Below are 26224 nucleotides of genomic sequence, written 5' to 3'. Positions count from 1 at the left end.
CCGGAAATACCTTGTGCATCACCGGCAATGGGTGAGGGCGGCAGAGTTTTATGGAGGACACCGATCTGCTCTGGGGACATCATGGGTATGGACTTCAGGATGTCTTGGAATTGCTGAGGTTTCATGGCTGGAACTCCACTTTACACGACAATTCTCATGCTCAGGGAGTATAGACCATGTTAGCAACATTTAATTTGAACAGCGCCGCAAGCACACAAAGAAAAAGGCGATTAAGCAGTGAACAAAGAATGCGATTCGCTATCTACCTTCTCCTTCTATCAACTCCCTCCATAAATGCCCACAATTACATTGCACACCTGAACCAGCTGAAAGGTGAAAACACCGCAGTCATTGTTCTTGATATGTACGAAGGGGGCACCGTTCGGCCAGGGCTTGAAGATACCACGCAGCAAATAACCAGCATCGTCAGACACGCTTTTTCCATAAACGCTCTTGTGGTGTGTGTCAGCGAAAATCACCTTGAATGCCCAGAAGACATTATTCCAGAATACATAAAACAAAGTAGTGGCTACCACTTCATCAGAAAAGAACCCGGACAAGCCAGCGGCTTTTGCGGCGGAAAGCTAAACTCCCTATTGAAAGAAAATAATCGAAAACACCTGATCATTACCGGCGCATTTACCTCTCTCTGCATAGCCGCAACGATAGAAGACAGCCTGAAGTTACACTACCACACCACCTTATTCCCCCTCGCGATCACAACCACCAACTGGTGGTATCACAAAACCCCAAGCTACCATGAACTGCAACAGCTCTTACGAAAAGAAGAGTCCTGTTTCCTCAAAACGATCAGGAAAATAAAGCAAACAGTATCATCCAGCAAACTCGAAATCATATGCACGCCATCAAGAGATATCACTCACTTTAAACGCTACGACCATGATGACTTTTATGACCCTGAAACAAACGTAACATTTTTCAATTTTATGAACTAACAACAACCATCTAAACCCGCACCCCTAATTCAGAACCGTTGACAGCGCTCCCTTATATGAATTCGCAAATCACTTTATCACGCAGAGCGTATCCACTTTGACATTATGTAAGAAAAGACTGATCACTGTGCACTGGAAGAGTTGGTTTTAAGCGCGCAATGAAGGTGACAGCCCCCTGACTCTGAAGCGGTTCACAGCCAGACTAAAAGTCTCTTACCACAGGCAGAACAGACACCCTTGATGGCACGTTTCAACCTTTGCACTTTTGAGAACACCGCTTGTGTATTGACACCACACTAAGGGCAAACAATGTGAATTACGGCCATAAGACTTTCAACAAGCGCAAAAATATATCAAGCCAGCAGCTTTAAACACGCCAAAAACAGGAGAAGGAGAAGGAGAAGGAGAAGGAGAAGGAGAAGGAGAAGGAGAAGGAGAAGCAGATTAATCCTGCCTCTCTTTCTTACAAAGCCCATGAGACACTTTACGCAGAACAAATGCCCAGAGCGAAAAGAAAACCGTTACGAGGTCATGTCATCGAAGAACTTCTTCACCCCTTCAAAGAAGGACTCCTTCTTGGGAGAGTGCTTGGAAGACTTTGACTTATCAAAGGTATCCTGAAGCTCTTTCAGCAGCTCTTTCTGGCGCTCATTGAGCTTCACGGGCGTTTCCACCACCACACGGCACATCAGGTCGCCAGCACTGCCACCACGAACAGGAATAACCCCTTTTCCACGCAGACGGAACAACTTGCCGGTCTGGGTTTCCGCGGGAATCTTCAGCTTCACCCGGCCATCCAGGGTGGGCACTTCAAGCTCACCACCGAGAGCCGCATCCACAAAGGTGATGGGCACTTCGCAGTAAAGATGCTTGCCATCCCGCTGGAAAATCGGATGATCCGCCACACTCACCTGAACATAGAGGTCACCGGCCGGTCCACCGTTAACGCCCGCTTCACCTTCACCGGCCAGACGAATACGGTCGCCAGTATCCACTCCGGATGGAATTTTCACGGAAAGCGTCTTGTATTCCTGGGTACGTCCCTCACCGTGACAGGCACGACAGGGATCCTTGATCATCTTGCCAGTGCCACGACAATCCGGACAGGTCTGCTGAACCGAGAAAAAGCCCTGCTGCATGCGAACCTGACCCACACCGCCACAGGTGGTACAACCCGTAGGCTGGGTGCCTTTTTTGGCACCGGAGCCATCACACTCTTTGCAGCCCACCAGAGTAGGAATCCGGATCTTTTTGGAAACCCCCTTGACCGCCTCTTCCAGGCTCAACTCAAGCTGATAGCGCAGGTCAGCGCCCCGCTGAACAGAACTCCGGCTTCGACCACCACCGCCAGCACCGAAAATATCTCCGAACACATCGCCAAAGATATCCCCGAAATTGCCACCGGCAAAGCCTCCAGCACCGCCCATGCCTCCCATATTGGGGTCAACTCCGGCATGACCATACTGGTCATAGGCGGCTTTTTTCTGATTATCGGACAAAACCTCGAAGGCTTCGTTCACCTCTTTGAAGCTCTCTTCTGCGGCCTTGTCATCAGGGTTACGGTCCGGATGATACTTCATGGCCATCCGGCGGTACGCCTTTTTGATCTCCTTGTCCGAGGCGCCTTTGTCGACACCCAGCACCTCGTAATAATCACGTTTCGACATCAGTAAAACCCTGAGCTACCTGCATTCACCAGTCGAGCATGAAAACACAGAGTGAACTGGATTCATGGTCAAGTCTGACAAACCTGTATATTTCATAGATACGACAACGCGGGAATAACTCCCGCGCCGTCTGGCCTCAACAGCCACCACTCAAATCAGCCTTCCAATTACCAAAGGCGATTTACGCGGTTTTGTTCTTGTCTTCTTTCACTTCTTCAAACTCGGCATCCACGGCATCATCCGCAGCACCAGACTCGGCACTGGCACCGGTATCCTGAGCCTGACCTTCCTGCTGCTGGGCTTCAGCGTACATCTTTTGAGCCAGGCCAGCAGAAGCTTCAGAAAGCGCCTTGGTCTTGGCTTCAATCTCGTCCTTGTCATCGCCCTTGGCCGCTGCTTCCAGCTCTTCAACCGCCTTGGTGATGGCCGCCTTCTCTTCTTCAGTGGCCTTGTCACCCGCCTCTTCCAGAGTCTTGCGGGTAGCATGGGCCAGACCGTCTGCCTGGTTACGGGCCGCGGCCAGCTCCTCAAACTTCTTGTCTTCGGCCGCGTTGGCTTCAGCGTCCTGCACCATCTTGTCAATCTCGTCATCGGACAGACCGGAAGACGCCTTGATCACGATGGACTGCTCTTTACCCGTAGCCTTGTCCTTGGCGGACACGTTCAGGATACCGTTGGCATCCAGGTCGAAGCTCACCTCAATCTGAGGCATACCACGAGGCGCAGGAGGAATATCCGCCAGGTCAAACCGTCCCAGGGACTTGTTATTGCTGGCCTGCTTGCGCTCACCCTGACAAACATGAATGGTCACTGCCGTCTGGTTGTCGTCGGCGGTGGAGAACACCTGGGACTTCTTGGTAGGAATCGTGGTGTTCTTTTCGATCAGGGCCGTCATCACACCGCCCATGGTTTCGATACCCAGGGTCAGCGGAGTCACGTCCAGCAGCAGCACGTCCTTGACATCACCTGCCAGAACCGCCGCCTGGATGGAAGCGCCCATGGCAACCGCTTCGTCAGGGTTTACGTCCTTACGAGGCTCTTTGCCAAAGAACTCGGCTACCTTTTCCTGAACCATTGGCATGCGGGTCTGACCGCCCACCAGAATCACTTCGTCAATGTCAGACAGATCCAGGTCGGAATCCTTGACCGCCACCCGGCAAGGCTCCAGGGAGCGCATCACCAGCTCTTCAACCAGAGACTCCAGCTTGGCACGGGTCACCTTCACGTTCAGGTGCTTAGGTCCGGTGGCGTCTGCAGTAATGTACGGCAGGTTTACATCGGTCTGCTGGGCAGAAGACAGCTCAATCTTGGCCTTTTCTGCAGCTTCCTTCAAACGCTGCATGGCCAGAGGATCCCCTTTCAGGTCAATACCCTGGTCTTTCTTGAATTCATCCGCCAAGTAGTCGATCAGGCGCAGGTCGAAATCTTCACCACCCAGGAAGGTGTCACCGTTGGTGGCCAGTACTTCAAACTGGTGCTCACCGTCCACGTCGGCAATTTCAATAATGGAGACGTCAAAGGTACCACCACCCAGGTCATAAACAGCGATGGTCTGATCACCCTTGCGCTTGTCCATGCCGTAAGCCAGGGCTGCAGCTGTTGGCTCGTTGATGATCCGCTTGACGTCCAGACCAGCAATACGACCGGCGTCTTTAGTAGCCTGACGCTGAGAGTCGTTAAAGTAAGCCGGTACGGTAATAACCGCCTCAGTGACGGCTTCGCCCAGGTAGTCCTCAGCGGTCTTCTTCATTTTCTTGAGGATTTCAGCGGAGATCTGGGGAGGAGCTTTCTTGTCGCCCTTGACTTCAACCCAGGCATCACCGTTGTCTGCCTCAACAATTTTGTAAGGCACCATTTTGATGTCTTTCTGAACTACGTCGTCTTTGAAACGACGACCGATCAGGCGCTTGATGGCAAACAGGGTGTTATCGGGGTTGGTGACCGCCTGACGCTTGGCAGGCTGGCCCACCAGAATTTCGCTGTCATCGGTGTAGGCAATGATGGAAGGCGTCGTACGGGCGCCTTCTGCATTTTCAATTACCTTGGCCTTCTCACCGTCCAGGATAGACACACAGGAGTTGGTGGTGCCCAGATCAATACCGATTATTTTACCCATTTCGCGCTTCTCCACTGCCCTGGCTCCAGGGCTGAAATCTTTAAAACTGTTTAACGGTCCGAGCAGTCTATCGACTGTCACGCCTGCCGGCGTTCTACCTTATGCTTTACCTTCGGCGCTGTGCGCCTGTTGTCTCTGCCTTTGATTCCCTATATGGGATCGGCTGAAGCGTTTTCAAGGGCCTTGTTTACAATCTTCTGAAGAAAGCCCTGAAAAACACTTCTTATCCGGCCACTGCGCTGGAGACCACCACCATGGCCGGGCGGACCACACGACCATGCAGGGTGTAACCCTTCTGGAAAACATCCATTACAGTATTGGGCTCCATATCCGGGTTCGGCACCATGGAAATGGCCTGATGGAAGTTCGGATCAAAGGGCTCACCCGCCGGGTTCACCTGCTCTACCTTGAACTTGCCCAGGGCATCCAGGAACTGCTTCTGAATCAGCCGCATTCCTTCCACCAGGGCCTCATGATTCCCCTCAGCCTGCTCGGCACTGTCAATGCCCTTTTCCAGGCTTTCCACGACAGGAATTAACTCACCGACGAACTTTTCCAGAGCAAACTTATGGGCCTTTTCCACATCCTGCTCTGCACGACGCTTGGTGTTCTGGGCTTCCGCATGAGCCCTCAGCACCTGATCTTTGGCCTGGGCCAGCTGCTCTTCCAGCTCTTCCACCCGGGCAGACAGGTCAATCTCAGGGGTCTCTTCCACAACCTCTTCCAGAATCGGGTCAACACCCTCTGCATCCGCCTCAGGCTTTTGAACCTGCTCTTCTGCCTTGCCGTTTTCTACAGTCATTCCGACGGTTCTCCGGATTTGCCGACTGACTGAAACGCATTCAGCCAGCGCTTGTTTGCCACGGGCACTGACCCATCGAGTCAGCCCAGTTTAATCATACTGACAGGCAATATGGGGATAGACCGGCAGGATTCAAGGGCAAAATTTCTTTACCGATGACAATCTACAGGTTACTGTATAAATAAACAGTAACCCTGCGTTGGGAATGTGGGAAGCCGTTATGCTGAATCAAATCACCATCAGCAACTACGCCATTGTTGACCAGCTGGACCTTGAGATCAGTCCAGGAATGACCGCCATTACCGGAGAAACCGGGGCTGGCAAGTCCATCATGCTGGATGCACTCAGCCTCACCCTGGGCGGACGGGCGGACTCCGACTGCGTCCGCACCGGCGCCAGGCGGGCCGACATCCAGGCCCGTTTTGACCTGAATACCATTCCGGCAGCACAGCAATGGCTCAAAGAAAAAGACTATGACACTGAGAACAGCAGCGAGTGTGTTCTGCGACGGGTGATCACCCGCGAGGGGCGGTCCCGAGCCTATATTAATGGCACTCCCGCCACCCTGACCGAGCTGAAAAGCATCGGCAGCCACCTGATTGATATACACAGCCAGCACGCACACCAGTCGCTTCTGAACAAAAGCAATCATTCGACACTGCTGGATCACTTCGCCAAAAGCACTCACCTGGCACAAAAGGTATCCGGGGCGGCCCTTGAACATCACCGAACGTCTGAAGTCCTGAAAGCTTTGGTATCACAACAGCAGGAGCGGGAAGAGCGGATTCAACTGCTGTCCTATCAGCTCCAGGAGCTGGAGCAGATCAACCTGCAGCCGGGCGAAGTAGAGTCTCTGGAAGCAGAACAACAGCAGCAATCACAGGCCGGCAATATCCTAACCGCCTGCCACCAGGTGGCCCAGATCTGCGGATCAGACGACGGAAACAACCTTATCCAGCAGCTCTCCAGCTGCCTCCACAAACTCAGCGACCTGCAGATGGATAATTCAGCCATCAACAACTGCCTGGAAATGCTGTCATCCGCCCAGATTCAAGTGGAAGAAGCCGCGGGGGAACTGAATCAGTTTATTGATCATTTCGAAGCCGATCCGGAAAAAGCCCAGTTTATAGAGGAGCGCCTGAGCGCCATCTATGAACTGGCCCGAAAGCACCGGATTCAACCCGAGGAACTCCCGGCCCGGCAACAGCAGATCAGCGACGAGCTGGAAAAAATACAGCACCATGATGAACAGGTGCTGGAGCTGGAGGCCAACCTGGAACACCTTCTGACTAAACACCAGAAAGCCGCAGATCAGCTATCTAAAAAACGAAAGAGCGCGGCCCGCAAGCTGGAAAAACAGATCACTGACCGCATGGCACTGCTGGGGATGCCCAAGGGCCGGTTCCAGATTGAACTCACCAGCGTTAATCCACAAGCGGTGTCTCCCCTGGGGTTGGAAGCCATCGAATTCCTGGTCACCACCAACCCAGGACAACCCCCAAGACCCCTTGGCAAGGTGGCCTCAGGGGGGGAACTGTCACGAATCAGCCTGGCCATTCAGGTCATTATTGCCCAGTCAACCAACACCCCGACGCTGGTATTTGATGAAGTGGACGTGGGCATTGGCGGGGGAACCGCAGAAATTGTCGGAGGCATGCTCAGGGAAATCGGTAAAACCGGACAGGTGCTTTGCGTCACTCACCAGCCCCAGGTGGCCTCCCAGGCCCACCAGCACCTTCATGTCAGCAAGAAAAGCAGCCGGTCAACCTCCAGCACCCGAATTCACCGACTGGAAGGCGATCACCGGATCACTGAAATCGCCCGGATGCTCGGAGGTATTGAAATCACATCACCGACGCTCAATCATGCCCAGGAGATGCTGCTTCAGGCTCAAGCATCCCAGGTGGGTCGCCCTGAATCCTTACCCTCCACATAACAATAAGCCGAAAACAAAACGGCCGTATTCAGGAACCCACTTCAGCACCTTCCTGATACGGTCAACATTGAACAACTGCCGTAAGTCGTTACCATTAACCCCTTCCAATTGAAGCGTAGTTTTTTCAACCGGAGAAGCGTGGAATGCAAAGCGTGGTTTTTATTCTGAACGATGCCCCTTACGGTACTGAAAAGTGCTTTAACGCATTGCGCCTGGCATTGAACCTGAAGCGAAAATATGAAAACGGTGTCCACATCAAGCTGTTTCTGATGTCCGACGCTGTTTTTGCAGCTCTGCCCGGCCAGCGACCGTCGGAAGGATACAATATCCAGCAGCTAATGACTTTACTGGTTGAGCTGGGAGCGGACATAAAGCTCTGCACTACCTGCATTGCCGCCCGAGGCATTGAGGCATCCAGCCTCATTGAAGGGGCAGAGGTGGGGTCGATGATGGACCTTTCTGACTGGACCATGGAAGCGGACAAAGTGCTGACATTCTGATCCGGATTTGGATGTCAGCATCACAGCCGACAGGCGTCGGCCGTTTATACCCGTTGCCTTTCAAGTTGCTACTTTGTTGGCTGCTATCGCTCACCCCAGTCACTTAGTTCATCTAAGCTCCTGGGGTTTCGCTCTTTTGCCGCCGCGTAGCAACTTGAAATCCTTTGGGTATAGACATACTGTTTTGACCTGCACCTTCGGCTCTCAGAGAGAGCCGACTCAGAAGACCCTGAAATCCGGGTTATTTCTTTTTAGGTCTGACGTACAACACAAGATTGTGGTCCACAATCTCAAAGCCGTGCTGGTCGGCAATTTCCCGCTGACGCTTCTCAATCTCTTCGTCAATAAACTCAACAATCTCGCCGCTTTCCATGCACACCATATGGTCATGGTGATCACCACGGGAAAGCTCAAAGACCGAATGGCCACTGTCGAAGTTGTGTCTCACCACCAGCCCGGCCCCCTCAAACTGAGTAAGCACCCGGTAGACCGTTGCCAGACCAACGTCCTCTTCCGCTTCCAGCAAAGCCTTGTAGACGTCTTCAGCGCTCATGTGCTTGCCAGAGGCGCCTTCAAGGATCTGCAGAATTTTTACTCGAGGCAGGGTGACTTTCAATCCTGCTTTACGCAACTCTTGATTTTCCAAAACGTTTCCCTAACCCTTTGCAAGAGAATCCTGCTATTATCACATTTTTGTGCAAGTATTTCATTTTTGAGCAAGATAGTGGAAGTCTGATGCCGATGCAAAAAACCACGGTCTCCCTCGCCGCTGCACTTTTGTCCACTGCGCTGCTGACAGGATGCGCCAGCTCCACGGACAGTGGGTCGAAGCTTATCAGCTTCCCCGGTGCCTACAAAATTGATATCCAGCAGGGTAATGTCATTACCCAGGAGATGGTCAATCAGCTTAAGCCGGGGATGACCCGTGCCCAGGTTCAATACGTCATGGGCACGCCCTTGCTGGAAGATGCCTTTGACAAGGACCGCTGGGATTACGTCTACAGCGACCAGCCCGGTGGCAAGGAGCGCACCCAGAAGACCCTCACCATCTTCTTCAGTGGCAACAAGCTCTCCTCCATTCAGGGTGATATCAAGCCTGAACCTGAGGAAAAGTAATTCAGCCCTGCTGCTTTTTCAACTTCGCCTGTTCCGCCCTTCTTTTGCGCACCTCTTTGGGGTCGGCAATCAAGGGCCGGTATATCTCGATACGATCTCCCTCCCTGGCCTCCTGTTCTGCAGGCCGGGGAGCCACTTTGCCAAACAGTCCCAGCTTGGCACTGTCCAGCTCAATCTCAGGAAAACAGTCAACAATGCCTGACTGCCTGGCCGCCTCCAGCAGAGAGGTTCCCCTGGTCACTTTCAGTGGAATAATTTTCTGTTCACTGGCCTTGGCATAAGCCACTTCAACAGAGATTGATTCATCATCCATTGGATTATCCATAACGCTCTCCGGGTGATCTGTCATGAATGCCTATTACTGAAATAGTCAGCCGTAAACCTGCCTGGCCCGCTTGCCAAAGGCGTCCACCATGGCATTCAGCATCTGTCCCACCAGAGGCCCCAGGGCCGCCTGGGTCAGGCGGTTACTCATTTCAAACTCAAGCTCCAGAGCCACTTTGCAACCGGGTTCACCGTCAGGCCCACCCAGCGCCTGAAACGTCCATATACCCGACAAATAGCGGAACGGCCCTTCCAACAGCTTCATTTCAATAGAGTGCCCGGGTCGCATTCGGTTCCGGGTGGAAAAGCTGTGCTTGAGCCCTCCCTTTGCCACTTCAATGGTGGCCTCCAGTGCCTCACCCTCCTGATAATTGATTCGGGCGCCAGCACAGCCCGGTAAGAACTCCGGATAGGACTCAACATCACTGACCAGGTCGTACATCTGATCAACGGAATACATCACCAGTGAAGAGCGGGAAATCCTTGGCATAAATCACGTTCCCTACAGCCGTGAGCTGAAAACAGCTCTGAGCTAAAAAACAGACAAAAAATGCAGCTCACCTCAAACCCGATAAAAGGCAGAAGGCTCCAGTACGCTGCACTTTCATAAAAAAAGGCTGGATAGGATACCCTATTCCAGCCTTTTGTTCACAACGGTCAGGCCGTATTAAAACAACGCAGTGATCAATACAACCAGCACGCAAAGCGGTACGATCACCCGGATCATGGCTCGCCACAGGTTAAAGACCCCAACGCTGAGCCCCAGCTCTTTCATCATCGTAGAACGCTTCATCACCCAGCCGGCAAAGATGGAGATGAGCAACCCACCCATGGGCAGCAGAATATTACTGGTAAAATAGTCCAGCAGGTCAAAGAAGTTCTTGCCGAACAGGGTAAACGTCAGATCGCCACTCATGGCAAATACCGTCCCCAGTCCCACAAACCAGATGGAGACACAGAGAATAATGGTAGCGGCCGTACGTCCAAGCGTAGTCCGCTCCGTCAGCCAGGAAAGGGCAGGCTCCACCAGGGAAATGGCCGAACTCAAAGCGGCAATCCCCACCAAAACGAAGAACAGGAACCCAAACACTTCACCCATGGGCATATGGACAAAGGCGGCGGTCAGGGAAACAAACAGCAGCCCCGGACCTGCAGAAGGCTCCAGGCCATAGGCAAAAACGATAGGGAAAACGATCAGGCCCGAGATAATGGCCATGGCGGTATCCAGCACCGCCACATTGATGGCAGTACGGGGAATGGAGTTGTTGGCGGGCATGTAAGCACCGTACGCCATCAGACAGCACATCCCGAGACTGAGGGTAAAGAACGCCTGCCCCAGGGCCGCCACAAAAGCCTCACCGGTCACTTTGGAAAAGTCCACCGTAAACATGAAACTCAGCCCCCGGGTGAACTGTCCCGTTTCCAGCATACTGTAGCCCAGCATAACCAGCAGCAGGGCAAACAGAGCCGGCATCATCACCTGAAGCCCTTTTTCCAGACCTTTATGGATACCACGGGCGGTAATGACCAGAGTGATCAGCATAAAGACTGTGTGCCAGAGAACCTGTCGGGGAGCAGACGACACCAGCTCACCAAACTCGCCCCCCACCTGGTCAGCATTCATGCCACTGAAGGCGCCGGTTACGATGTCCCAGGCATAGGATAAAGACCAGCCGGCGATTACGCTGTAAAACGAAAGGATCAGAAAACCGGCCAGCATTCCCATCCAGCCTACCACGCCCCAGAGCCTGGAGACGCCCAATTCACTGGTCAGCTTACGCATGGCGTTGAGCGGGCTCAGGCGTACATGACGACCAATGGCGGTTTCAGCCATCAGCAGGGGCACCCCCATAATGGCGATGCACAGCAGATAGATCATGACAAATGCACCACCACCGTATTGCCCGGCAATGTAAGGGAATTTCCAGATATTACCCAGACCGATTGCAGAACCGGCGGCCGCCAGCAGAAAGGTCCAGCGATTGGTCCAGGTCTTTTTCGATGCAGTCGGATTTTGTCCTGACATGAGCTCCCCAACGAAACACAATTATAGATTTATTGGTCTGCCACCAGGGAGCGTTGATAGTTAGACATGGGACCAGCCGTTCAGGGATTACGCCAGGCAAGGCGCGAGCTTTGCAATGTGGTCGTTCCACATAAGAAGCGAGTAACGCAGCATGGCGTTATCCCTGAGCGGCCCTTCGGGTTCAACACGGAAGTGCTCATACTTCGTTGAATGACTGATACATGAAACCACCATGCATTGCGCCATTCGCCTTGTCTGAGCACTTCCGTGATGAACTGGTCTTATGGCTAACTATCAACGCTCCCTATCCCGCGAGATCTTCACGAAAGCGGCTGAAAGTCATACCCAAAGCGCACACCACAGTTTTCCCCTGATCACCGCCATCAGACAGTTGCTCAGCGGGATATAACCGGGAAAGAGAGAAGAAGGGCAGCGATCGCATTGTATCGGTTTACCAGTACGGCTCAATACTTTTTTGCCACCCAGACAGCCAAAAAAGTGTTTTTTCTGCACAATAAACCCTGCATCCAGCAATTTTCACCAATTGATGGGGGAGCTATTGTGGTTGGTACCGTGTATCGACAAGAATAAGTGACTTCTCCTTCTGCTCCTCCTATAATCCGGGCCATGGCAAAGAGTTCAAAGAAAGGTAAAAAAGGCGATTCATCCATCGTCATCAACAAGAAAGCACGTCATGACTACCATATCGACGAGACTTTCGAAGCAGGTTTGTCCCTCGCAGGCTGGGAGGTCAAAAGTCTCCGCCAGGGCAAGGTTCAGCTCGTGGACAGCTATGTTCTGCTCAAAGACGGTGAGGCCTGGCTGATTGGCGCCCAGATCACTCCCCTGAACACCGCCTCAACCCACGTGGTGGCGGATCCTCTGCGCGACCGGAAGCTGCTTCTGAATCGAAGGGAGCTGGCCACTCTGTTTTCCACCACCCAGCAAAAAGGTCATGCCTGTATTGCGATCAAGCTGTACTGGAAAGGTCACCTGATCAAGTGCCAGATTGCCCTCGCCCGGGGTAAGAAGGAATTTGACAAGCGCGCTGCCACCAAAGCGCGGGAATGGAACATTGAGAAACAGCGGGTCATGCACCGCGGCTGAACCTACCCTCCTCTGGCGTATAGTCCCTATACGCCACCAAAAGGCTTTAAACGTTGCACCACCAAACACCCTCTCCCTCTGGGAGAGGGCTGGGGTGAGGGAAAAGCTAAATACCTCATGGCGAACACATTGAGACCAACTACCAAAGCCTCGATATAACCCATGCCAGTCTTCCCAGCACCGCCAGGGGTGTATCTAATGATTAATCAAACGCCCAACTGAGCGTTTCCTGTCCTATATTCCAGCCATCCAGATCATTCACACATTGGCATGGAGAATAGGAATTGCCTTCTTATCGCCCCAATAACTTGCCCCGGCTGATAACAAAACGGTCAATAAAGAAAGTCAGGGTTTCCGCGCTTGTTTTTTTATCCCTCCAGCCTTCACTCCTCATGGCCGTGGGCATCCTTGAAAAAAACAGCCAGATATCTCCGGCAACATTGCTGGCTATTTCCCATTTCCATGACATCCCTATCCTCCCTCAAAACGCCCCACCCATCATTCCAGATGAGGAGCACAGAAAAATACAGGGAGCGCTCCAGGACCATGAAGACATCAAGCAACAGATTCTCTCCAGCTCCAAAAACATCCGGCACTGGTATCAAACGTCCAGAAAAGCCTGGGACAGCCTGATGCAACAGGATGATCGCAATAACAACCAGCAGCGTGAACCCGCCCTATCCGTTGACACCGATGACGGAGAGAACGCTTGGTTGATGGAAGGAGCCGACGAAGATAATGAGATGGAATGGTTCCTGTTGACACTGGTCATTACCCAGAGCAGAGAAGATGAATCCGATGAACCACCCAAGGACCAGGGCGCCACCCAGTCTCTGGAAATGGATTCCAATAACCCTGAATCAATGGCAGGGTTCGTCATTGCAGTCCCCTGCAACCAGCTCTCCCCAGAGATCCGACATCAGGAAGACAGCACGATCCAGGAGCAACTCCAGGTGGATTTAGTCCCCTCTCCAGAGAGCAGTAATGAGTCACTCCCAGGCGAAACAACAACAAGGCTTTTTCACTGCATTCAATTTCTCACCCGACAATTTTGTCAATGGATCGATATATCCAGGGGCTCGCGGTCAACCCATTTCAGTGATACAAAGCGCCCATCACCGTATCCGGTAGAACCGCCCAGAAAAAAAAGAAAAACCAGAGTGGCTCATGACAAAAGGCCACAAACCGTTATCGTCACCCAAAACACAGGACTGCCCACGATCCGTTTGAAAGTTAAACGCTCTGACCAGTCTTACTGGGTTTACCAGGGAGCCAGTCAAACAGAGGGCACAGGCAGCTTCTGTCGCCACAGCGCTTTAAAAAATCAGGTTTTAGGACTCCTGGAAGGATCAATGGCCTATGAGTTAGAGGTGAATAATAAGAGGGTTTGTCTTTTTGAGCTTCACGAGGGCAGTGTGCGGCTGCTGGATTCTGACAGCCATACTCTCTGGATTGACTGCATTGTTCAACCTGTGCCCAGTCGGGGTCACAAGCTGCAAGCCGAAATTCACTTTGGCATCCAGGTTGAAGGCCCCCTTCGGTATATGAATCATAGAAAACCCGCCAACATCCACCTGAGAACCTTTATTGCCCCCCAGGCCGTCCAATCCATAACAGAGACAGAACTCATTCGGCTGAAAAATATCACAACCCTGGATAAGACCATTGCAGTTGCCTCCATTACCAGTGAAAAACTGGATGAACATACTGAGCTTTACCTGGACTACAACCCAGGCTCCGATACCGCCCCCAGCTTTGCTGAACACTCACAGTGGCAGCAGCCTCCTCTGACGGATCAGGACAAACAGCTCTTATTAGAGGCGGCACGCCTGCTTGATCCAGACAACAAAAGGCTCAGGGAAGGGAAAAACTGGCTGATCAATGACCAGGCATCAGGGCAGCAAAACGCTGCCCAGAACCATTACACGACGGATAACCACACACCAGAAAAACAAACCCGACCGAGAGAATGGCCCTGCAACATCCAGTAAAAAAACCGGGAAAGGCTGAACTTAAGTACTGATCCTGTTGCTTTTCTTATTCATTTTTGGCATAAATGCGACAGAGGTTTGTTACTGGGGGCGATCAGGATTCGACGACGGTTACGAAACCCGAGGTGCATGTCGAGAGTGTAGTGACTCTCGTAAATCCAAACACTGCAAACGTTCTAGTTGCTAACGATAATAGCTACCAAGGAGCTATGGCTGCCTAATAACAGCCTTCTCCCGGTCACTCTGTTTTGTCTATTGGATGGACCTGACCGCTACCGAAAATAGAATCGTCACAGTCGGCTGCCTGTACCGACTGGGCTAAAACGCACAGGATCGCGTAGTGTCACCCTGACCGTTGGGTCGTTCTGCGTTAACCTAATAACGGAATCTAAACATGTAGAGCCAAAGGCAGAGGACTGGCGGACGCGGGTTCAAATCCCGCCGCCTCCACCAACACAAAGCCCTGTAGATCACCCATCTACAGGGCTTTTTTATTGGAGGGCATAAATGGCAACGGACAGTGTCCATCCAGGACAGGGTACAGCCAAACCTGAACCCTGTCGTTCAACCCTGAGTCAATATAATGTTCATTTTTCTTATGGTACGATTGGTCAGCTTTATGCAGACAATGGCCGTGACTACAAATGATCCACCCTTCCTGAGCAGTCTTGAAAATGGCAAGCCGGGCGGTAGCGTTTTCGCTGTTTTCATCATTTCTGACTAAAATATTATCTGTTGTCAGTACGCTCTCGCTTCTTCCTTCACAGACAAAAGTCTGCTCGCTGGCACTCTATCTGAGCCATTTCTGCTCGTGAAATGCACTGAAAAGGTGGGCCATTTATGAGCAGTTTGAGATGTCCAGTTTTCAACAGAATACTTACTGGGGCACTCATTTAGGCAACGGCCAAAAATGAGTCATATTGGAAAATATATCAAGTTAAAACCCGGAAAGTTATTTTACATCAAAAAGATACGATGTCATACGACATCAGTAATATCTCTTATTTTGAGTTAATAAGAAAAGAATCGGGAGATTATCTCTTAGTCTGAGTTTTTTTGTCCCTAATATTCGATATTACTCGGTTTGAGATCTAATAGCTGTTAAACATCAAGGAAGAAGTATGGCAACTAAAGCAGATTTACCCGATTGGGTCGAAGCAGCAATAAAAGCAAATGGTGGTAGTGCTCGACTACTTGAGGTCGCGAAGTATATCTGGGACAACCATGAGTCAGAGCTTCGCCGATCTGGTGACCTCTTTTATAAGTGGCAGTACGATATGCGTTGGGCTGCCAATCAACTTAGAAATAGTGGTGCAATGAAACCAGTAGCGGCTTCTCCAACAGGAGTCTGGGAGCTAGCGTAAAAATGTTTAACAAAGCCAGGCAACATCGCCCACTTCGTGGGCTGGACCTACATTCCGCGGCTTCGCCGCTCCATTTCGGCCGTTGCTGGCGGCGTTAAATTCTCTAAACATAGGCATTTGAGTAAACATGATAGAAATATTAAAAACTGCGTCTAAAGCTGGTTTTAGCTTAGCCACATTAGGAACTGCATTAATTTACTTTGTCCACATTGAGTGGATTAAAATTGAGATATTCTCAACACTAACATCTGATCAAACATACAAAGCTTTATTATTCAGTATAACAATCACACTCATTGCATTTCTCTTTTTGGTTTTTGCACAAGTACAGTCCAGAAAATCTGGTAGCGTTACAGTAACAGCTAAAGATCATGGTACAGCCATAAACAATACTGGAAATGGAAATATCACAATTACAAAGGACAAGTAATAAGTGTCATTATTTAGGAAACAAACAACATCAGCGTCAGAAAATGGTATAGCTATCACAAATAGGGATGGTGATGTAAAAGTTAGTATAATTAAGTCATTATCAAGACTTCCATCAATACTCAATCCTTTACTGATTAAAATCATAGAAGAACATCGTCCACAAAATAGTGCAGAAAGCGTAAGTTTTTTATACCCTGAAACTGAGCTTAAGATAACTTATAACCGGGTAATAAACTATGCTGATGACTTTAAAGAATTCAGTGGATATATGTCACTCATAGAAAATTCACTAGACAGCATAGATAATGAAGACCCAGGGGCAAGAGAAACCTTTTTATGGGCCCTCAATAAAAAATACAAAAATATAAAGAAAGAATTGTTAATAGAAAATGACATAGACCCTTCTAACAAGGATGATGTGATAGGCATAATTGCAAAAAATTCCGACCGCATTATTCTAAAGGTTTCAAAGGAAATTATTTCCACAGCGAATGGTGATGTAACATATCCAATTGAACTTGTACAAGCAGCACAAGAACTTGTTGTATGCTATGGGTTCATAAACTGTCAAATACTAGAAAAGCCTGATGATAGTATCCAACCTTCAAACACCTGATAAAAGCTTATATATCATAGGCTCTAACGTATTGAAGATAATCAATGAATTTCAATTCAATGATATTTGTCCATTCGTATTACATAGTCAATACAATAGTAAAATCGGCAATATCTCTCTGTCTTATCTTCTTTATACTCTTGACTGGCTTTATATCGCAGGAGCTGTAACTACAACATCTTCAGGCAATATTAAATTATGCAACTCATAAAACTGACAATTTACAAAAAATCAGAGGCAATACGAGAAATCCCATTTAAAGATGGACTTAACATAGTTACTAATAATGGCCTTGCAGGGAACCAATTAGGAAAAAGCACTTTTCTAAGGGCAATCAATTTTTGTTTAGGTTCAGACGGGGAAAGTCTATGGAAAGACCCAGAGAATGGAAATATAAACCACGAAATAAAGAATCTATTACTGTCAGGAGAAATAACATTTCAGCTTATTTTCAGATCTGATGGTATAACATACACAATTGTAAGAAAACTTCAGGAAGTTCAACAGAAACGTAGATTTATAATAAAGAAATTCAGCTGGATAAATGATGAAGAGTACCATTCACATACAAAATTCAAACGAGTTATTGGATCAATATTTGGCTGTAATTTTGAAAAACCAAAATACAACTCCATAAAAAATAGATATGTGAGAATATCTAGGCCAACAGCAAATAACGCATATAAATACCTTACATTTTTCACGTCAGATGATGAATATAGCCTTATACACTCGTATATCTTTGGCTTTCAGGGGATAGAAAAACTCAAACTAGAAATTGAAATCAAAAACGAAATATCAATTGCAGAATCCAGGAAGTCTGCCATTTTAAATGGTTCAACATTGCGGTTTTACAAAGATCAACTTTCAGCTATAGATGAAGAAATTCTTTTATTACAAGAAAAAGAAGAAAAATACGACTTAAGTGGTATACATAATGATGCTCTTGATAAGTTGAAAGTATCGCGAGAGCATATTGCTAGACTAGCTTCAGATATTTCCAACCTTGAAACAAGAATTCTTTATAATCAAAAGACAATAAAACAATATGAAGAAAAGGTTTCAAGTATTGATGTTTCGACAGTAGAAAACATATACAACGAAGCAAAAATCCTCATTCCTAATATTACAAAAACACTGCAAGAAACTATTGATTTTCATAACTCAATTTTTCTGAGAAAAGCAGAATTTGTTAAAACTCAAAGTGCAATACTTGAAAATGAACTAAGGGATCTTAAAACAAACCTTACAGATTCACTAAACAGTGAAAAAGCTCTAACAAAAGACCTGGCTAATGAAGGTCATCTTAGTGGATTTATTCTCATTGAAAGAGAAATTCAAGAGCAAAAAGAAAAAAGAGGCTCGATATCATATGTTATTGATGAAGTAAAAAAGCTAGATTCATATATATCCAGCAAGAGCAATGACCTAAGTAAAATAAAGAGAGAAATAGAGTCACTCCTTGAAGGTTTTAATAAGAATTTAGATGTATTCAATATGTTCTACAGCAAGATTACGCAAGAACTATTTACTACCCACCGTAATCGACTAAATGCAGATACAAACGACAAAGGTGAGATTTCTTTTTCAATTATTAATGACAATTTAAATACTGGTGATGGAGTACCAAGAGTTTCTTCAATGGCTTTTGATATGTCATTAGTTAAGTTCAATGCTGAGTTTGGCTCAAAGCTCCCAAAATTCACAATTCAGGACTATCTAGAATCTGCGGATGAAGAAAAACTAGAAAAACTATTTAATGTTGCTAATAGTGAAAAAATCCAAACAATTGTAGCCATTTTAAATGACAAGCTTAGCTTCATGAGCCCGTCCATAAAAAAAGAAAATACAGTACTTGAGCTCTCAGAAACCGATAAATTCTTCAAAGTCTAAATATCTACTGGAACCTGAAGCATGAATTTAAATCGGGTAAGAGCTGGCTTCTCTCCAGCTCTCCCCACACCACCCGGCGTGCGGGTCCGCACCGGGCGGTTCACCGATGATGGTGAAACCTGATCCATAAATCTTTCAGGGAAACAAGCCCTATACTTGCAAGATACTTGTCGCTGAGTCCAAGCTGGACTGCATACGTTCTTGATAATCGGTAATACCCTTTGTTGCTGCCTCCGATACAGGCGGCCTTGAGTGCATCAACACCTAGCCTGATCAGATTGATGACTTTGGTTTTCGCTTTTCTCCACTGCTTAATAAAACAACAGCGGATTCGACGGCGTATCCATTGATCCAGCAACGGGATAGGGGTGTAGTATTCGGACAGTTGGTAATAACCCATCCAGCCACGGAGATACTCAGCCAGCTTTCTTAGCCGATAGGGCATGGACACTCCCCAACTGCGACCAGTCAGGGCGAGTATCTTCTGCTTGAATCGGTGCAGGGTTTTGTCAGACCACCGGATTTTCTTCCCTGTGAAGGTAAATCCCAGAAACTCGCATTCAGTGGCCTTGACCACCTTGCTTTTCCCGGCGTTTACCTTCAGCTTCAGCTTGCGCTCGAGGAATCGGCTGATGCTTTCCATCACCCTAACTCCCGCTCGTTCGCTGCCTGTCAGGATGACAAAGTCATCGGCGTATCGTGTAAACCGGTGGCTGGCATGGAATACAGCCAAGTCCGCTCACGGCCCGTGGCATCAAAGCATGCGTTCATTCCCTACTGAAGTATTTATTGCTTAATCGATCTTGCAAGCATGTAGCCTGTAGACTACATTTCTGAAATGAGCTATGAAATTGTAACGACAGAAACGTTCAACAAGTGGCTTGCAAAAGTTAAGGATCGACAAGCGAAAAAGGCTATAGCCATGCGCTTGCTTCGAGCCGAAGCAGGAAACTTGGGTGATGTTAAGTCTGTCGGTGGTGATGTCAGTGAAATGCGGATTTTTGTAGGTAAAGGCTATAGAATCTATTTCACTATTCGGAATGGTCAGCTTGTTATTTTGCTTTCTGGTGGCGATAAGTCCAGCCAGGCACGGGATATTCAGCTGGCCAAGGAAATATTAAAAAACTTGGAGGAATAGCAAATGGGTGAAAAGCTAACACCATTTAACCCTGTTGACCTGCTCCAGGGAGATGATGAAATAGCTGAATTTCTTTCAGAAGCTTATCTTGATGAAGATCCTAGTGTTTTCATCATCGCTCTCGGTCATGTTGCAAGGCACAAAGGGATTGGGAATCTTGCTCGAGAAACGGGACTTAACAGAGAAAGTCTCTATAAAACCTTCAGCGGCAAAGTTCAGCCAAGATGGGATACGATTCATAGGCTTTTGCACGCTTTAAAAGTCAGGCTTGCTATCGCTGGCTAAAATTGCAATATTGAGCACACCCATAAACCGGGTAAGAGCTGGCTTATCTCCAGCTCTCCCCACACCACCCGGTACCACGAGCATGCAAGCACATAGGGTCCGCACCGGTTGGTTCACCGATGATGATGAAACCTGATCCATAACTCTTTCAGGGAAACAAACCCGATATCGGGAAGATATTTGTCGCTTAGTCTGAACTGGACAGCATATGTTCTTGATATCCGGTAATACCCTTTGTTGCTGCTTCCGATTCCTGTGGCCTTGAGCGCATCAACGCCTAACTTGGTCAGATTAGCGACTTTGGTTTTCCACTTTCGCCGCTGTTTGATAAAGCAACAGCGGATTCGGACATGCCTGTCTTGTAGTGACCAGGCGAGTACCGTCCCCATCAGCCTTTGCCCCGCCAACACCATAGAGGTGTGCCCCCTTCCCCGGCATTTCATCTACACTGTTATCTTTATTTCCATAAGGGCGAATAATTATTTCTTCTTAAGCCCGGATACGATAAAAAGATAAGGTGAAGATTCCAAAACGACTCCGACCCCTGGTAGACGAAGGTCTGGTAGATGAGGTCATCAGCAGATTGATGAGCGGCAAAGAGGCCGATGTTTATGTTGTGCAATGCGGTTCCGAGACCCGATGTGCCAAGGTGTACAAAGAGGCGGCCAAGCGTGGCTTCAAGCAGGCAGTAAAGTACCAGGAAGGACGCAGGGTTCGTAACAGCCGTCGCGCCCGGGCCATGGAGAAAGGCTCAAAATATGGCCGTCAGCAGCAGGAAGAAACCTGGCAGAATGCCGAGGTGGATGCCCTCTACCGTCTGGACAGTGCCAAAGTCAGGGTACCCAAGCCCTTTGACTGTATCGACGGCGTACTGCTGATGGAGCTTATTCTGGATGATGAGGGCTACGTTGCCCCCCGCCTCAACGATATCACCCTGTCTGCAGAACAGGCCCGGGAAGATCACGCCACCATGATGACGTATGTCATGCGCATGCTCTGCGCCGGTATCGTTCATGGGGACCTGTCTGAGTTTAATGTGTTGATGGCAGAAGATGGCCCGGTCATTATCGACCTTCCCCAGGCGGTTGATGCTTCCGCCAACAATAATGCCCGTGCCATGCTGGAACGTGATGTTAACAACATGACTGAATATTACGCCCAGTTCGCGCCAGAGCTGCTGAAGACCCGTTATGCCAGCGAAATCTGGACGCTCTATGAAGAGAGCAAACTGACCCTGGACACCGAACTGACGGGGTATTTCAAGGAGAATACCCAAAGCGCCGATGTGGACGCCATGCTGGCGGAAATCCAGTCAGTCATTGCGGAGCAGGAGGAAAAGCAGAAGCGCCTTCGTGATAATGAGTCCGATTAAGACTCTAAAACAGGATATATCGGGCGCAACGCTTATTGGATACCGTTGGCGCCCTTCTCCTTCTGTCCCCCCCACCCATATCTCCCTGTATAACGGCACCGACTAAGCAGCCCCTCCATCCGTGACCCCGCTTATCCCAAGTGCCATCAAAGCAGTAAAAGAATAAGAATGAAAACCAGCAATAACCGGTGCTGAAACCTGATCAATCACCAACCAGCCAGCAGTAGCAATCCTCAATGAATATAAGCACAATAGTGCAAGTGAAATAACGCAGAAAGGCTGGCGACCCATGTCACAACGCATCAATTTGGCCATGGTGCCTAAAAATAGCAAAGGCTACATCGATTACCAGCAAATCCCATCCGTGCCTGTGCGGGTAATGGTGGCGGAAGCAGAAATCCAGAAAATGGAACGGTGGCTGAAAAGAGTGCTGCACCCCACGGACTCACTCAGAGCTTCCGACGAAGAACTGGAAGAGACCCGGTATTACCTCGATCGATTGAAAAAGCGATATCAGGAATGGCAGGCACTGCTGACAGAAACCGCCTGACCGGAAACCCGCAGCGAAGTTAACCGGTCAAGCCACTTCTCATTAGAATCAACTTAACCCATCAGGCCAAACCGGAAGACGGTCTGGTGCCGGTACTCTTCACCAGGGTTCAACTCAATCGAGGGAAACGCCTGCTGATTGGGAGCATCCGGAAAGTGCTGGGTCTCCAGACAGAAACCGGCTCTCTGGATGCAGGACGCACCGCCACGGCCAGGTTCCCCTTCCAGAAAGTTGCCCGTGTAGAACTGGACACCTGGCTGGGTAGACAACACCTCCAGGGTACGTCCTGACTCCGGCTCTTCAGCCCGCGCCAGAAGTTGTGGAGATGAGGGACTTTCATTTCCGATCCTCAGCGCCCAGTTATGGTCGTAACCACCGGCCTGACGCAACTGAATAAAGTCCTGTTGGATCTCCTCCCCGATGGCTTTCATAACCCGGAAGTCCATGGGTGTCCCCTCGACCGATTCCACCGCGCCGGTGGGTATAGCCGTTTCATCCGCAGGCGTATATCGATCCCCATGGAGCTGCAACCGGTGCCCGAGACAGTCACCTTTACCCAGCAGATTAAAATAAGTGTGATTGGTCAGATTCACCACCGTCGGTTGATCTGTACTGGCCTGGTAGTCAATTCGCAGTTCATTCAGGTCATTCAGCGTATAACCCACCCGAACATCCAGGTTGCCAGGATAACCTTCCTCGCCATCGACCGAGGTGTAATGCAGAACCAGAGAGCATTCTGAATCACCACGCTTCTGCTCCACACGCCAGATTTTCCGGTCAAACCCCTCACGCCCACCATGTAAATGGTGAATGCCGTTGTTGCAGGCCAGTTCCAGGGACCGTCCATTCACATTCATCCTGCCACGGGCTATCCGGTTGGCACACCGGCCAATAATCGCACCAAAATAAGCTCCGGACCGTTCATAATCCGCTACGGAATCACAGCCCAGCGTCACTTCTCCGGGGACTCCTTCTCCATCAGGCACCTGGATACTCTGAATAATGCCACCCAGGTCAAGAATGGAGACAACCATCCCCCTGGTGTTGCACAGCTTATAGCGGTGAACCGGTTCTCCCCGGTAAGTGGCTCCAAACACGTCCTGGATAATCTTCATAAGACCGTCGATATCTCAGGGCATTGCGGCTTCAGGCCAACCTGCCGGAAAACCGCCCTGCCTCGTTCATGGCCATCACAGCCAGTAAAACGTCATCACCGCGATAGCGGCACCAGAAAACAGGATAGTACCTACGCTAGCCCCGCCGAATCCCTGCCTTGGGTCACAGAAAAAGCGCAAATACCCCGTCCCTCAGTGCTTGCCAGCCATGGCTCTCTGCTCTATAAATAAGAAGTCCGGGGGCGATTCGGATTCGACGACGGTATCGAACCCTGAGGTGCATGCCGAGGGCGTAGTGGCTCTCGTTAATCAAAACACTACAAACCTATTAGTTGCCACTATGACAACTACTGAAGCTGCAAACGAAGGCGTTTACGCCATCGCTGCTTAATCGTAGCTAAACCCTGCGAAGCTTCCAGTCCATCCGGTTCGTTTGCTGGCTGGTATCCGGACTGTCACCGTAAGCAGACTCGCCACGCTCAGCAGGTCTCTGGCTGACGGGTTAAAACCTGTGAGAATCGCTCCATAAAACCCCGACCACTGGGTCGTTATGGCGTTAAATTAAAGGTGGATCTAAGCATGTAGAGCCGAAGGCTGAGAGCTGGCGGACGCGGGTTCAAATCCCGCCGCCTCCACCAATCACCCTTTATAAATCAATGAGTTATAAAGGGGCGATGGTGCTAAAGTGGCATTTAAATGCCCACATTTAGCATTAGAATGACAGCATTTTTGACAGCCTTCTGAATCAGGGTTGTTGGAAATGCTGTTTTTTTATGCCTGGAATATCAGCCCTGTTTGATCAGGGAGAGCCAGTTCTTCTCGGTGATGATTTTTACGGGCAAGCCTTCTTTTTGCAGTTTCAGTGCCGCCTCAATCTTTCGGCCGTGGCTGCTGAACTTCCAGTCCCGGTTGGCCAGGGTGCCTATGACTACAAGCCCGACCTTTTTGGTGATGGACTTGGATAGCGATGCTCCCAGGGCTTTGGCCTGCTTCTCAATGTCGGCCCGCTTGGCTGAAACGAACTTTCCTGTGAAACAGATAGTGGATTGATCAATGGCTACCTGTGCTACAGATTCCGTGCAAAACTCTGTTGCCATGCCATGCGCAACGCCAGTTTCCAGGAAGCGTTGCCCAGTTACCTGCTTGATCGTTTCAAGAAGGTCTGCCTTCTCTTCTTCAGTGATGACTCCATCGGCCAGGATCTCTTTGATTCTTTCCATAAGAACATCACCGGGCCAGGCCGATAATAAATCTTCCCGCTCTTTCAGCCAGAGGTTGAATGCGGTTATCTCTTTATCTGTCAGTTCATTGTCTGCACTGATGCCCTGTAGATAACCCAGTAATTGATTCAGCTGGGCCTCATAGTTGCTTTCATCATTGTGGCCGTACTCCAGTACATCCGAGACCAGGGTTTTGAGATCTTGCAGTTCGTCGGCAGTGACTACGCCGTCTTCAAGAATATCCGTCAGCAAGTCACAAACATCCAGAATATCTCCCTCCATTTTCACATGACGCTCATTCTTCAGCCACGTATCCAGAAAGAGTACTTCCCGATCATTCAACTCGGTATCAGCCACCACCCCCTGAAGAATACCACGCAAGGTCAGAAATGCTTTTTCAGTATTTCTGTGATAATTAAATGCCCGGTTTACGGGTTCACCCTGATCATTCAAAACAGATTCTTTTTTCATTCTCTCCCCCGGTCGGATCAACTGTCCAAGATCGCATGATATAAAGAATTCTGCTTTTACCAAAGTGTGTTTTTTGTAGGTGCTGGACTGGCGGTTTTACTCCACTTCATGACAGCCCACCACCACACCGAGAACACACTTTAGATCCGGTAGAAGGATCTTAGGTGCAGCCGCTGTCTGTGGCTGAAACCAGATTTTTCCACCCTGCTGATGAATGGCTCCAACGGCCACCGCTCCATCCCAATCCACCAGCACGGTATCGCCGGTGTTGAAAGCCTTCCCCCTCTCCACCAGCACAATCGCCCCCTGTTGATAATCGTTCAGATTGGGTTTGCTCACCCGGTAGTAACTTATTTTTGGGTAATCCATCACTTCCCCCAGGCCTCCAGCGTCATGACGCTGTATTAGGGCAGGCAAATAACGCATAATGGCGATGTCTGCCTGCACCGCTGATCACGGACTTCAGGTGGGTGCCATCCCACAAGCGGACACCAGTGGCTTCTCTGCCGGGTGTCCTGGGTTATACAATACCTTCGGGAAAATCTCAGGGGGTCGCTGGAGTGACTTGATCAACGCCCGGCTCCCAAATCCCTTCCTCCCTTCTTCTCTTTTTATGCGCTAACTCTCTTTCTTCTCACCATAACGGGGCTCCGTTCTATACTGATTCCTTCGTTTTTGCAGCTTTGACTGCCTGATCAGCAGTCTGCAAAGGGAGAACTTTCGATGAACCTGCGTTTATATACCCCTCCTGAAGCGAGGATTACCAACTCAATTAGCACTTTCATGCAAATTTGTTTCAGAGCGTGAATTTTTGAATGACTTTCAAGCAGAGAGCCAAGGGAAACCCGCTCGTTGTCATCTGCTGGGGGATCGTATTCTGAGACAGCTTTACCGATTGAAAATGTCACGAACGGAGTTAGCAAACCGGATCGGCGTTCGGCCATCCACGGTGTGCAACTGGGTCAACTACAGGCGAGAGCCAAACGTGAAAACATTGATTCGTCTGGCGGATGAACTGGAGTGTTCCATTGACTATCTGGTGGGGAGGAGTACTGGGGATGAAGGACAGAGAAAACGGCCTGGTTCGTTGTGAACTCAGGTGTAGTAGTTCAGACCTGATCTGACAGTCACCGATTTTTCAGAGGGTGTCTGTCAGGTCAAATTCAGGCTACAAATTTTTCCTTCCAGATCTCTTTGCCATCTATCAGAGTTTCCATTGGCGTTCTT

At 49.4% G+C, this 26224-nt stretch carries 27 protein-coding genes and 2 other RNA genes; 18 read left to right on the top strand and 11 right to left on the bottom strand.

Going from position 1 to position 26224, the window contains the following annotated elements; genetic code table 11:
- Nucleotides 1-176 precede the first annotated feature (176 nt).
- Nucleotides 177-956 (top strand): isochorismatase family protein, encoded by a 780-nt coding sequence (locus tag ACNRUY_RS19750; RefSeq protein ID WP_488113377.1) that lies wholly within the window; start codon nucleotides 177-179, stop codon nucleotides 954-956.
- 521 nt (nucleotides 957-1477) lie between these two features.
- Here ACNRUY_RS19750 and dnaJ read toward each other — a convergent pair.
- The 3 genes from dnaJ to grpE form a co-directional block, all read right to left on the bottom strand.
- Complete coding sequence (gene dnaJ, locus ACNRUY_RS19745) at nucleotides 1478-2623, bottom strand: molecular chaperone DnaJ (protein WP_488113376.1); 1146 nt, start codon at nucleotides 2621-2623, stop codon at nucleotides 1478-1480.
- Nucleotides 2624-2804: 181 nt separating this feature from the next.
- On the bottom strand, nucleotides 2805-4739 hold the full coding sequence (gene dnaK, locus ACNRUY_RS19740; protein ID WP_488113375.1) for a molecular chaperone DnaK: 1935 nt from the start codon (nucleotides 4737-4739) through the stop codon (nucleotides 2805-2807).
- A 223-nt stretch (nucleotides 4740-4962) separates the two neighbouring features.
- The gene (grpE, locus tag ACNRUY_RS19735; RefSeq protein WP_488113374.1) at nucleotides 4963-5541 is read right to left on the bottom strand and encodes a nucleotide exchange factor GrpE; all 579 of its coding nucleotides are present in this window, start codon (nucleotides 5539-5541) and stop codon (nucleotides 4963-4965) included.
- A 220-nt stretch (nucleotides 5542-5761) separates the two neighbouring features.
- Here grpE and recN point away from each other — a divergent pair, with 220 nt between their 5' ends.
- Nucleotides 5762-7477 (top strand): DNA repair protein RecN, encoded by a 1716-nt coding sequence (gene recN / locus ACNRUY_RS19730; protein ID WP_488113373.1) that lies wholly within the window; start codon nucleotides 5762-5764, stop codon nucleotides 7475-7477.
- 143 nt (nucleotides 7478-7620) lie between these two features.
- Nucleotides 7621-7977 (top strand): DsrE/DsrF/TusD sulfur relay family protein, encoded by a 357-nt coding sequence (locus ACNRUY_RS19725; RefSeq protein ID WP_488113372.1) that lies wholly within the window; start codon nucleotides 7621-7623, stop codon nucleotides 7975-7977.
- A 241-nt stretch (nucleotides 7978-8218) separates the two neighbouring features.
- Here the strand turns inward: ACNRUY_RS19725 and fur are convergent, their stop codons facing one another.
- On the bottom strand, nucleotides 8219-8623 hold the full coding sequence (gene fur, locus ACNRUY_RS19720) for a ferric iron uptake transcriptional regulator (protein ID WP_488113371.1): 405 nt from the start codon (nucleotides 8621-8623) through the stop codon (nucleotides 8219-8221).
- A gap of 89 nt (nucleotides 8624-8712) precedes the next feature.
- Here fur and ACNRUY_RS19715 point away from each other — a divergent pair, with 89 nt between their 5' ends.
- A complete protein-coding gene (locus tag ACNRUY_RS19715) occupies nucleotides 8713-9093 on the top strand; it encodes an outer membrane protein assembly factor BamE (RefSeq protein ID WP_488113370.1) in 381 nt (126 codons plus the stop codon).
- Between the two features lies 1 nt (nucleotide 9094).
- On the opposite strand, the gene ACNRUY_RS19710 is transcribed toward ACNRUY_RS19715, so the two are convergent.
- The 3 genes from ACNRUY_RS19710 to ACNRUY_RS19700 all read right to left on the bottom strand — a co-directional run bounded on the left by ACNRUY_RS19710 (nucleotide 9095) and on the right by ACNRUY_RS19700 (nucleotide 11443).
- Nucleotides 9095-9442 (bottom strand): RnfH family protein, encoded by a 348-nt coding sequence (locus tag ACNRUY_RS19710; RefSeq protein ID WP_488113369.1) that lies wholly within the window; start codon nucleotides 9440-9442, stop codon nucleotides 9095-9097.
- 21 nt (nucleotides 9443-9463) lie between these two features.
- Nucleotides 9464-9907 (bottom strand): type II toxin-antitoxin system RatA family toxin, encoded by a 444-nt coding sequence (locus ACNRUY_RS19705; protein WP_488113368.1) that lies wholly within the window; start codon nucleotides 9905-9907, stop codon nucleotides 9464-9466.
- Between the two features lie 177 nt (nucleotides 9908-10084).
- Nucleotides 10085-11443, bottom strand: a complete 1359-nt coding sequence (locus ACNRUY_RS19700; RefSeq protein WP_488113367.1) for a sodium-dependent transporter — start codon at nucleotides 11441-11443, stop codon at nucleotides 10085-10087.
- Nucleotides 11444-12070: 627 nt separating this feature from the next.
- Here ACNRUY_RS19700 and smpB point away from each other — a divergent pair.
- From smpB to ACNRUY_RS19660, 8 genes are all read left to right on the top strand, one after another.
- Nucleotides 12071-12550 carry an SsrA-binding protein SmpB gene (gene smpB, locus ACNRUY_RS19695; protein WP_488113366.1) on the top strand — a complete coding sequence of 160 codons (480 nt, stop codon included), beginning with the start codon at nucleotides 12071-12073 and terminating at the stop codon, nucleotides 12548-12550.
- Between the two features lie 392 nt (nucleotides 12551-12942).
- Complete coding sequence (locus ACNRUY_RS19690; RefSeq protein WP_488113365.1) at nucleotides 12943-14541, top strand: hypothetical protein; 1599 nt, start codon at nucleotides 12943-12945, stop codon at nucleotides 14539-14541.
- 86 nt (nucleotides 14542-14627) lie between these two features.
- Nucleotides 14628-14994, top strand: a transfer-messenger RNA (tmRNA) gene (gene ssrA, locus ACNRUY_RS19685).
- 668 nt (nucleotides 14995-15662) lie between these two features.
- Entirely contained in the window at nucleotides 15663-15905 is a 243-nt protein-coding gene (locus ACNRUY_RS19680) for a hypothetical protein (protein ID WP_488113364.1), read from the top strand.
- 127 nt (nucleotides 15906-16032) lie between these two features.
- Nucleotides 16033-16335, top strand: a complete 303-nt coding sequence (locus ACNRUY_RS19675; protein ID WP_488113363.1) for a hypothetical protein — start codon at nucleotides 16033-16035, stop codon at nucleotides 16333-16335.
- Between the two features lie 3 nt (nucleotides 16336-16338).
- Nucleotides 16339-16953: an ABC-three component system protein gene (locus ACNRUY_RS19670; protein ID WP_488113362.1), complete on the top strand. Its 615-nt coding sequence runs from the start codon at nucleotides 16339-16341 to the stop codon at nucleotides 16951-16953.
- Nucleotides 16925-17164 carry an ABC-three component system middle component 6 gene (locus ACNRUY_RS19665; protein WP_488113361.1) on the top strand — a complete coding sequence of 80 codons (240 nt, stop codon included), beginning with the start codon at nucleotides 16925-16927 and terminating at the stop codon, nucleotides 17162-17164. Before ACNRUY_RS19670 ends, ACNRUY_RS19665 begins: the two co-directional genes overlap by 29 nt.
- Nucleotides 17152-18846, top strand: coding sequence for a DUF2326 domain-containing protein (locus tag ACNRUY_RS19660; protein ID WP_488113360.1), 1695 nt, complete (start codon nucleotides 17152-17154; stop codon nucleotides 18844-18846). The genes ACNRUY_RS19665 and ACNRUY_RS19660 overlap by 13 nt, the downstream gene beginning before the upstream one ends.
- A 100-nt stretch (nucleotides 18847-18946) precedes the next feature.
- On the opposite strand, the gene ACNRUY_RS19655 is transcribed toward ACNRUY_RS19660, so the two are convergent.
- A complete protein-coding gene (locus tag ACNRUY_RS19655) occupies nucleotides 18947-19579 on the bottom strand; it encodes a group II intron maturase-specific domain-containing protein (RefSeq protein WP_488113359.1) in 633 nt (210 codons plus the stop codon).
- A gap of 105 nt (nucleotides 19580-19684) precedes the next feature.
- Here ACNRUY_RS19655 and ACNRUY_RS19650 point away from each other — a divergent pair, with 105 nt between their 5' ends.
- The 4 genes from ACNRUY_RS19650 to ACNRUY_RS19635 all read left to right on the top strand — a co-directional run bounded on the left by ACNRUY_RS19650 (nucleotide 19685) and on the right by ACNRUY_RS19635 (nucleotide 22191).
- The gene (locus ACNRUY_RS19650; protein ID WP_488113358.1) at nucleotides 19685-19984 is read left to right on the top strand and encodes a type II toxin-antitoxin system RelE/ParE family toxin; all 300 of its coding nucleotides are present in this window, start codon (nucleotides 19685-19687) and stop codon (nucleotides 19982-19984) included.
- Between the two features lie 3 nt (nucleotides 19985-19987).
- The gene (locus ACNRUY_RS19645; RefSeq protein ID WP_488113357.1) at nucleotides 19988-20269 is read left to right on the top strand and encodes an addiction module antidote protein; all 282 of its coding nucleotides are present in this window, start codon (nucleotides 19988-19990) and stop codon (nucleotides 20267-20269) included.
- A 517-nt stretch (nucleotides 20270-20786) separates the two neighbouring features.
- Nucleotides 20787-21641 carry a PA4780 family RIO1-like protein kinase gene (locus tag ACNRUY_RS19640; RefSeq protein WP_488113356.1) on the top strand — a complete coding sequence of 285 codons (855 nt, stop codon included), beginning with the start codon at nucleotides 20787-20789 and terminating at the stop codon, nucleotides 21639-21641.
- Between the two features lie 289 nt (nucleotides 21642-21930).
- Complete coding sequence (locus tag ACNRUY_RS19635; protein WP_488113355.1) at nucleotides 21931-22191, top strand: hypothetical protein; 261 nt, start codon at nucleotides 21931-21933, stop codon at nucleotides 22189-22191.
- 53 nt (nucleotides 22192-22244) lie between these two features.
- Here ACNRUY_RS19635 and ACNRUY_RS19630 read toward each other — a convergent pair whose 3' ends face one another.
- Nucleotides 22245-23306 (bottom strand): aldose epimerase family protein, encoded by a 1062-nt coding sequence (locus tag ACNRUY_RS19630; RefSeq protein ID WP_488113354.1) that lies wholly within the window; start codon nucleotides 23304-23306, stop codon nucleotides 22245-22247.
- A gap of 238 nt (nucleotides 23307-23544) precedes the next feature.
- Here ACNRUY_RS19630 and ssrA (ACNRUY_RS19625) point away from each other — a divergent pair.
- Nucleotides 23545-23944, top strand: a transfer-messenger RNA (tmRNA) gene (ssrA, locus tag ACNRUY_RS19625).
- A gap of 147 nt (nucleotides 23945-24091) precedes the next feature.
- Here ssrA (ACNRUY_RS19625) and ACNRUY_RS19620 read toward each other — a convergent pair.
- Both ACNRUY_RS19620 and ACNRUY_RS19615 read right to left on the bottom strand, forming a co-directional pair.
- A complete protein-coding gene (locus tag ACNRUY_RS19620) occupies nucleotides 24092-24997 on the bottom strand; it encodes a BRCT domain-containing protein (protein ID WP_488113353.1) in 906 nt (301 codons plus the stop codon).
- A 96-nt stretch (nucleotides 24998-25093) separates the two neighbouring features.
- Complete coding sequence (locus ACNRUY_RS19615) at nucleotides 25094-25366, bottom strand: S24 family peptidase (protein WP_488113352.1); 273 nt, start codon at nucleotides 25364-25366, stop codon at nucleotides 25094-25096.
- 442 nt (nucleotides 25367-25808) lie between these two features.
- Between ACNRUY_RS19615 and ACNRUY_RS19610 the strand changes: the two genes are divergently transcribed.
- On the top strand, nucleotides 25809-26090 hold the full coding sequence (locus ACNRUY_RS19610) for a helix-turn-helix domain-containing protein (protein WP_488113351.1): 282 nt from the start codon (nucleotides 25809-25811) through the stop codon (nucleotides 26088-26090).
- Nucleotides 26091-26224 lie beyond the last annotated feature (134 nt).

This window comes from Endozoicomonas sp. Z74 (genome assembly GCF_057680865.1).
This window is presented reverse-complemented; position numbering and strand designations above follow the sequence as displayed.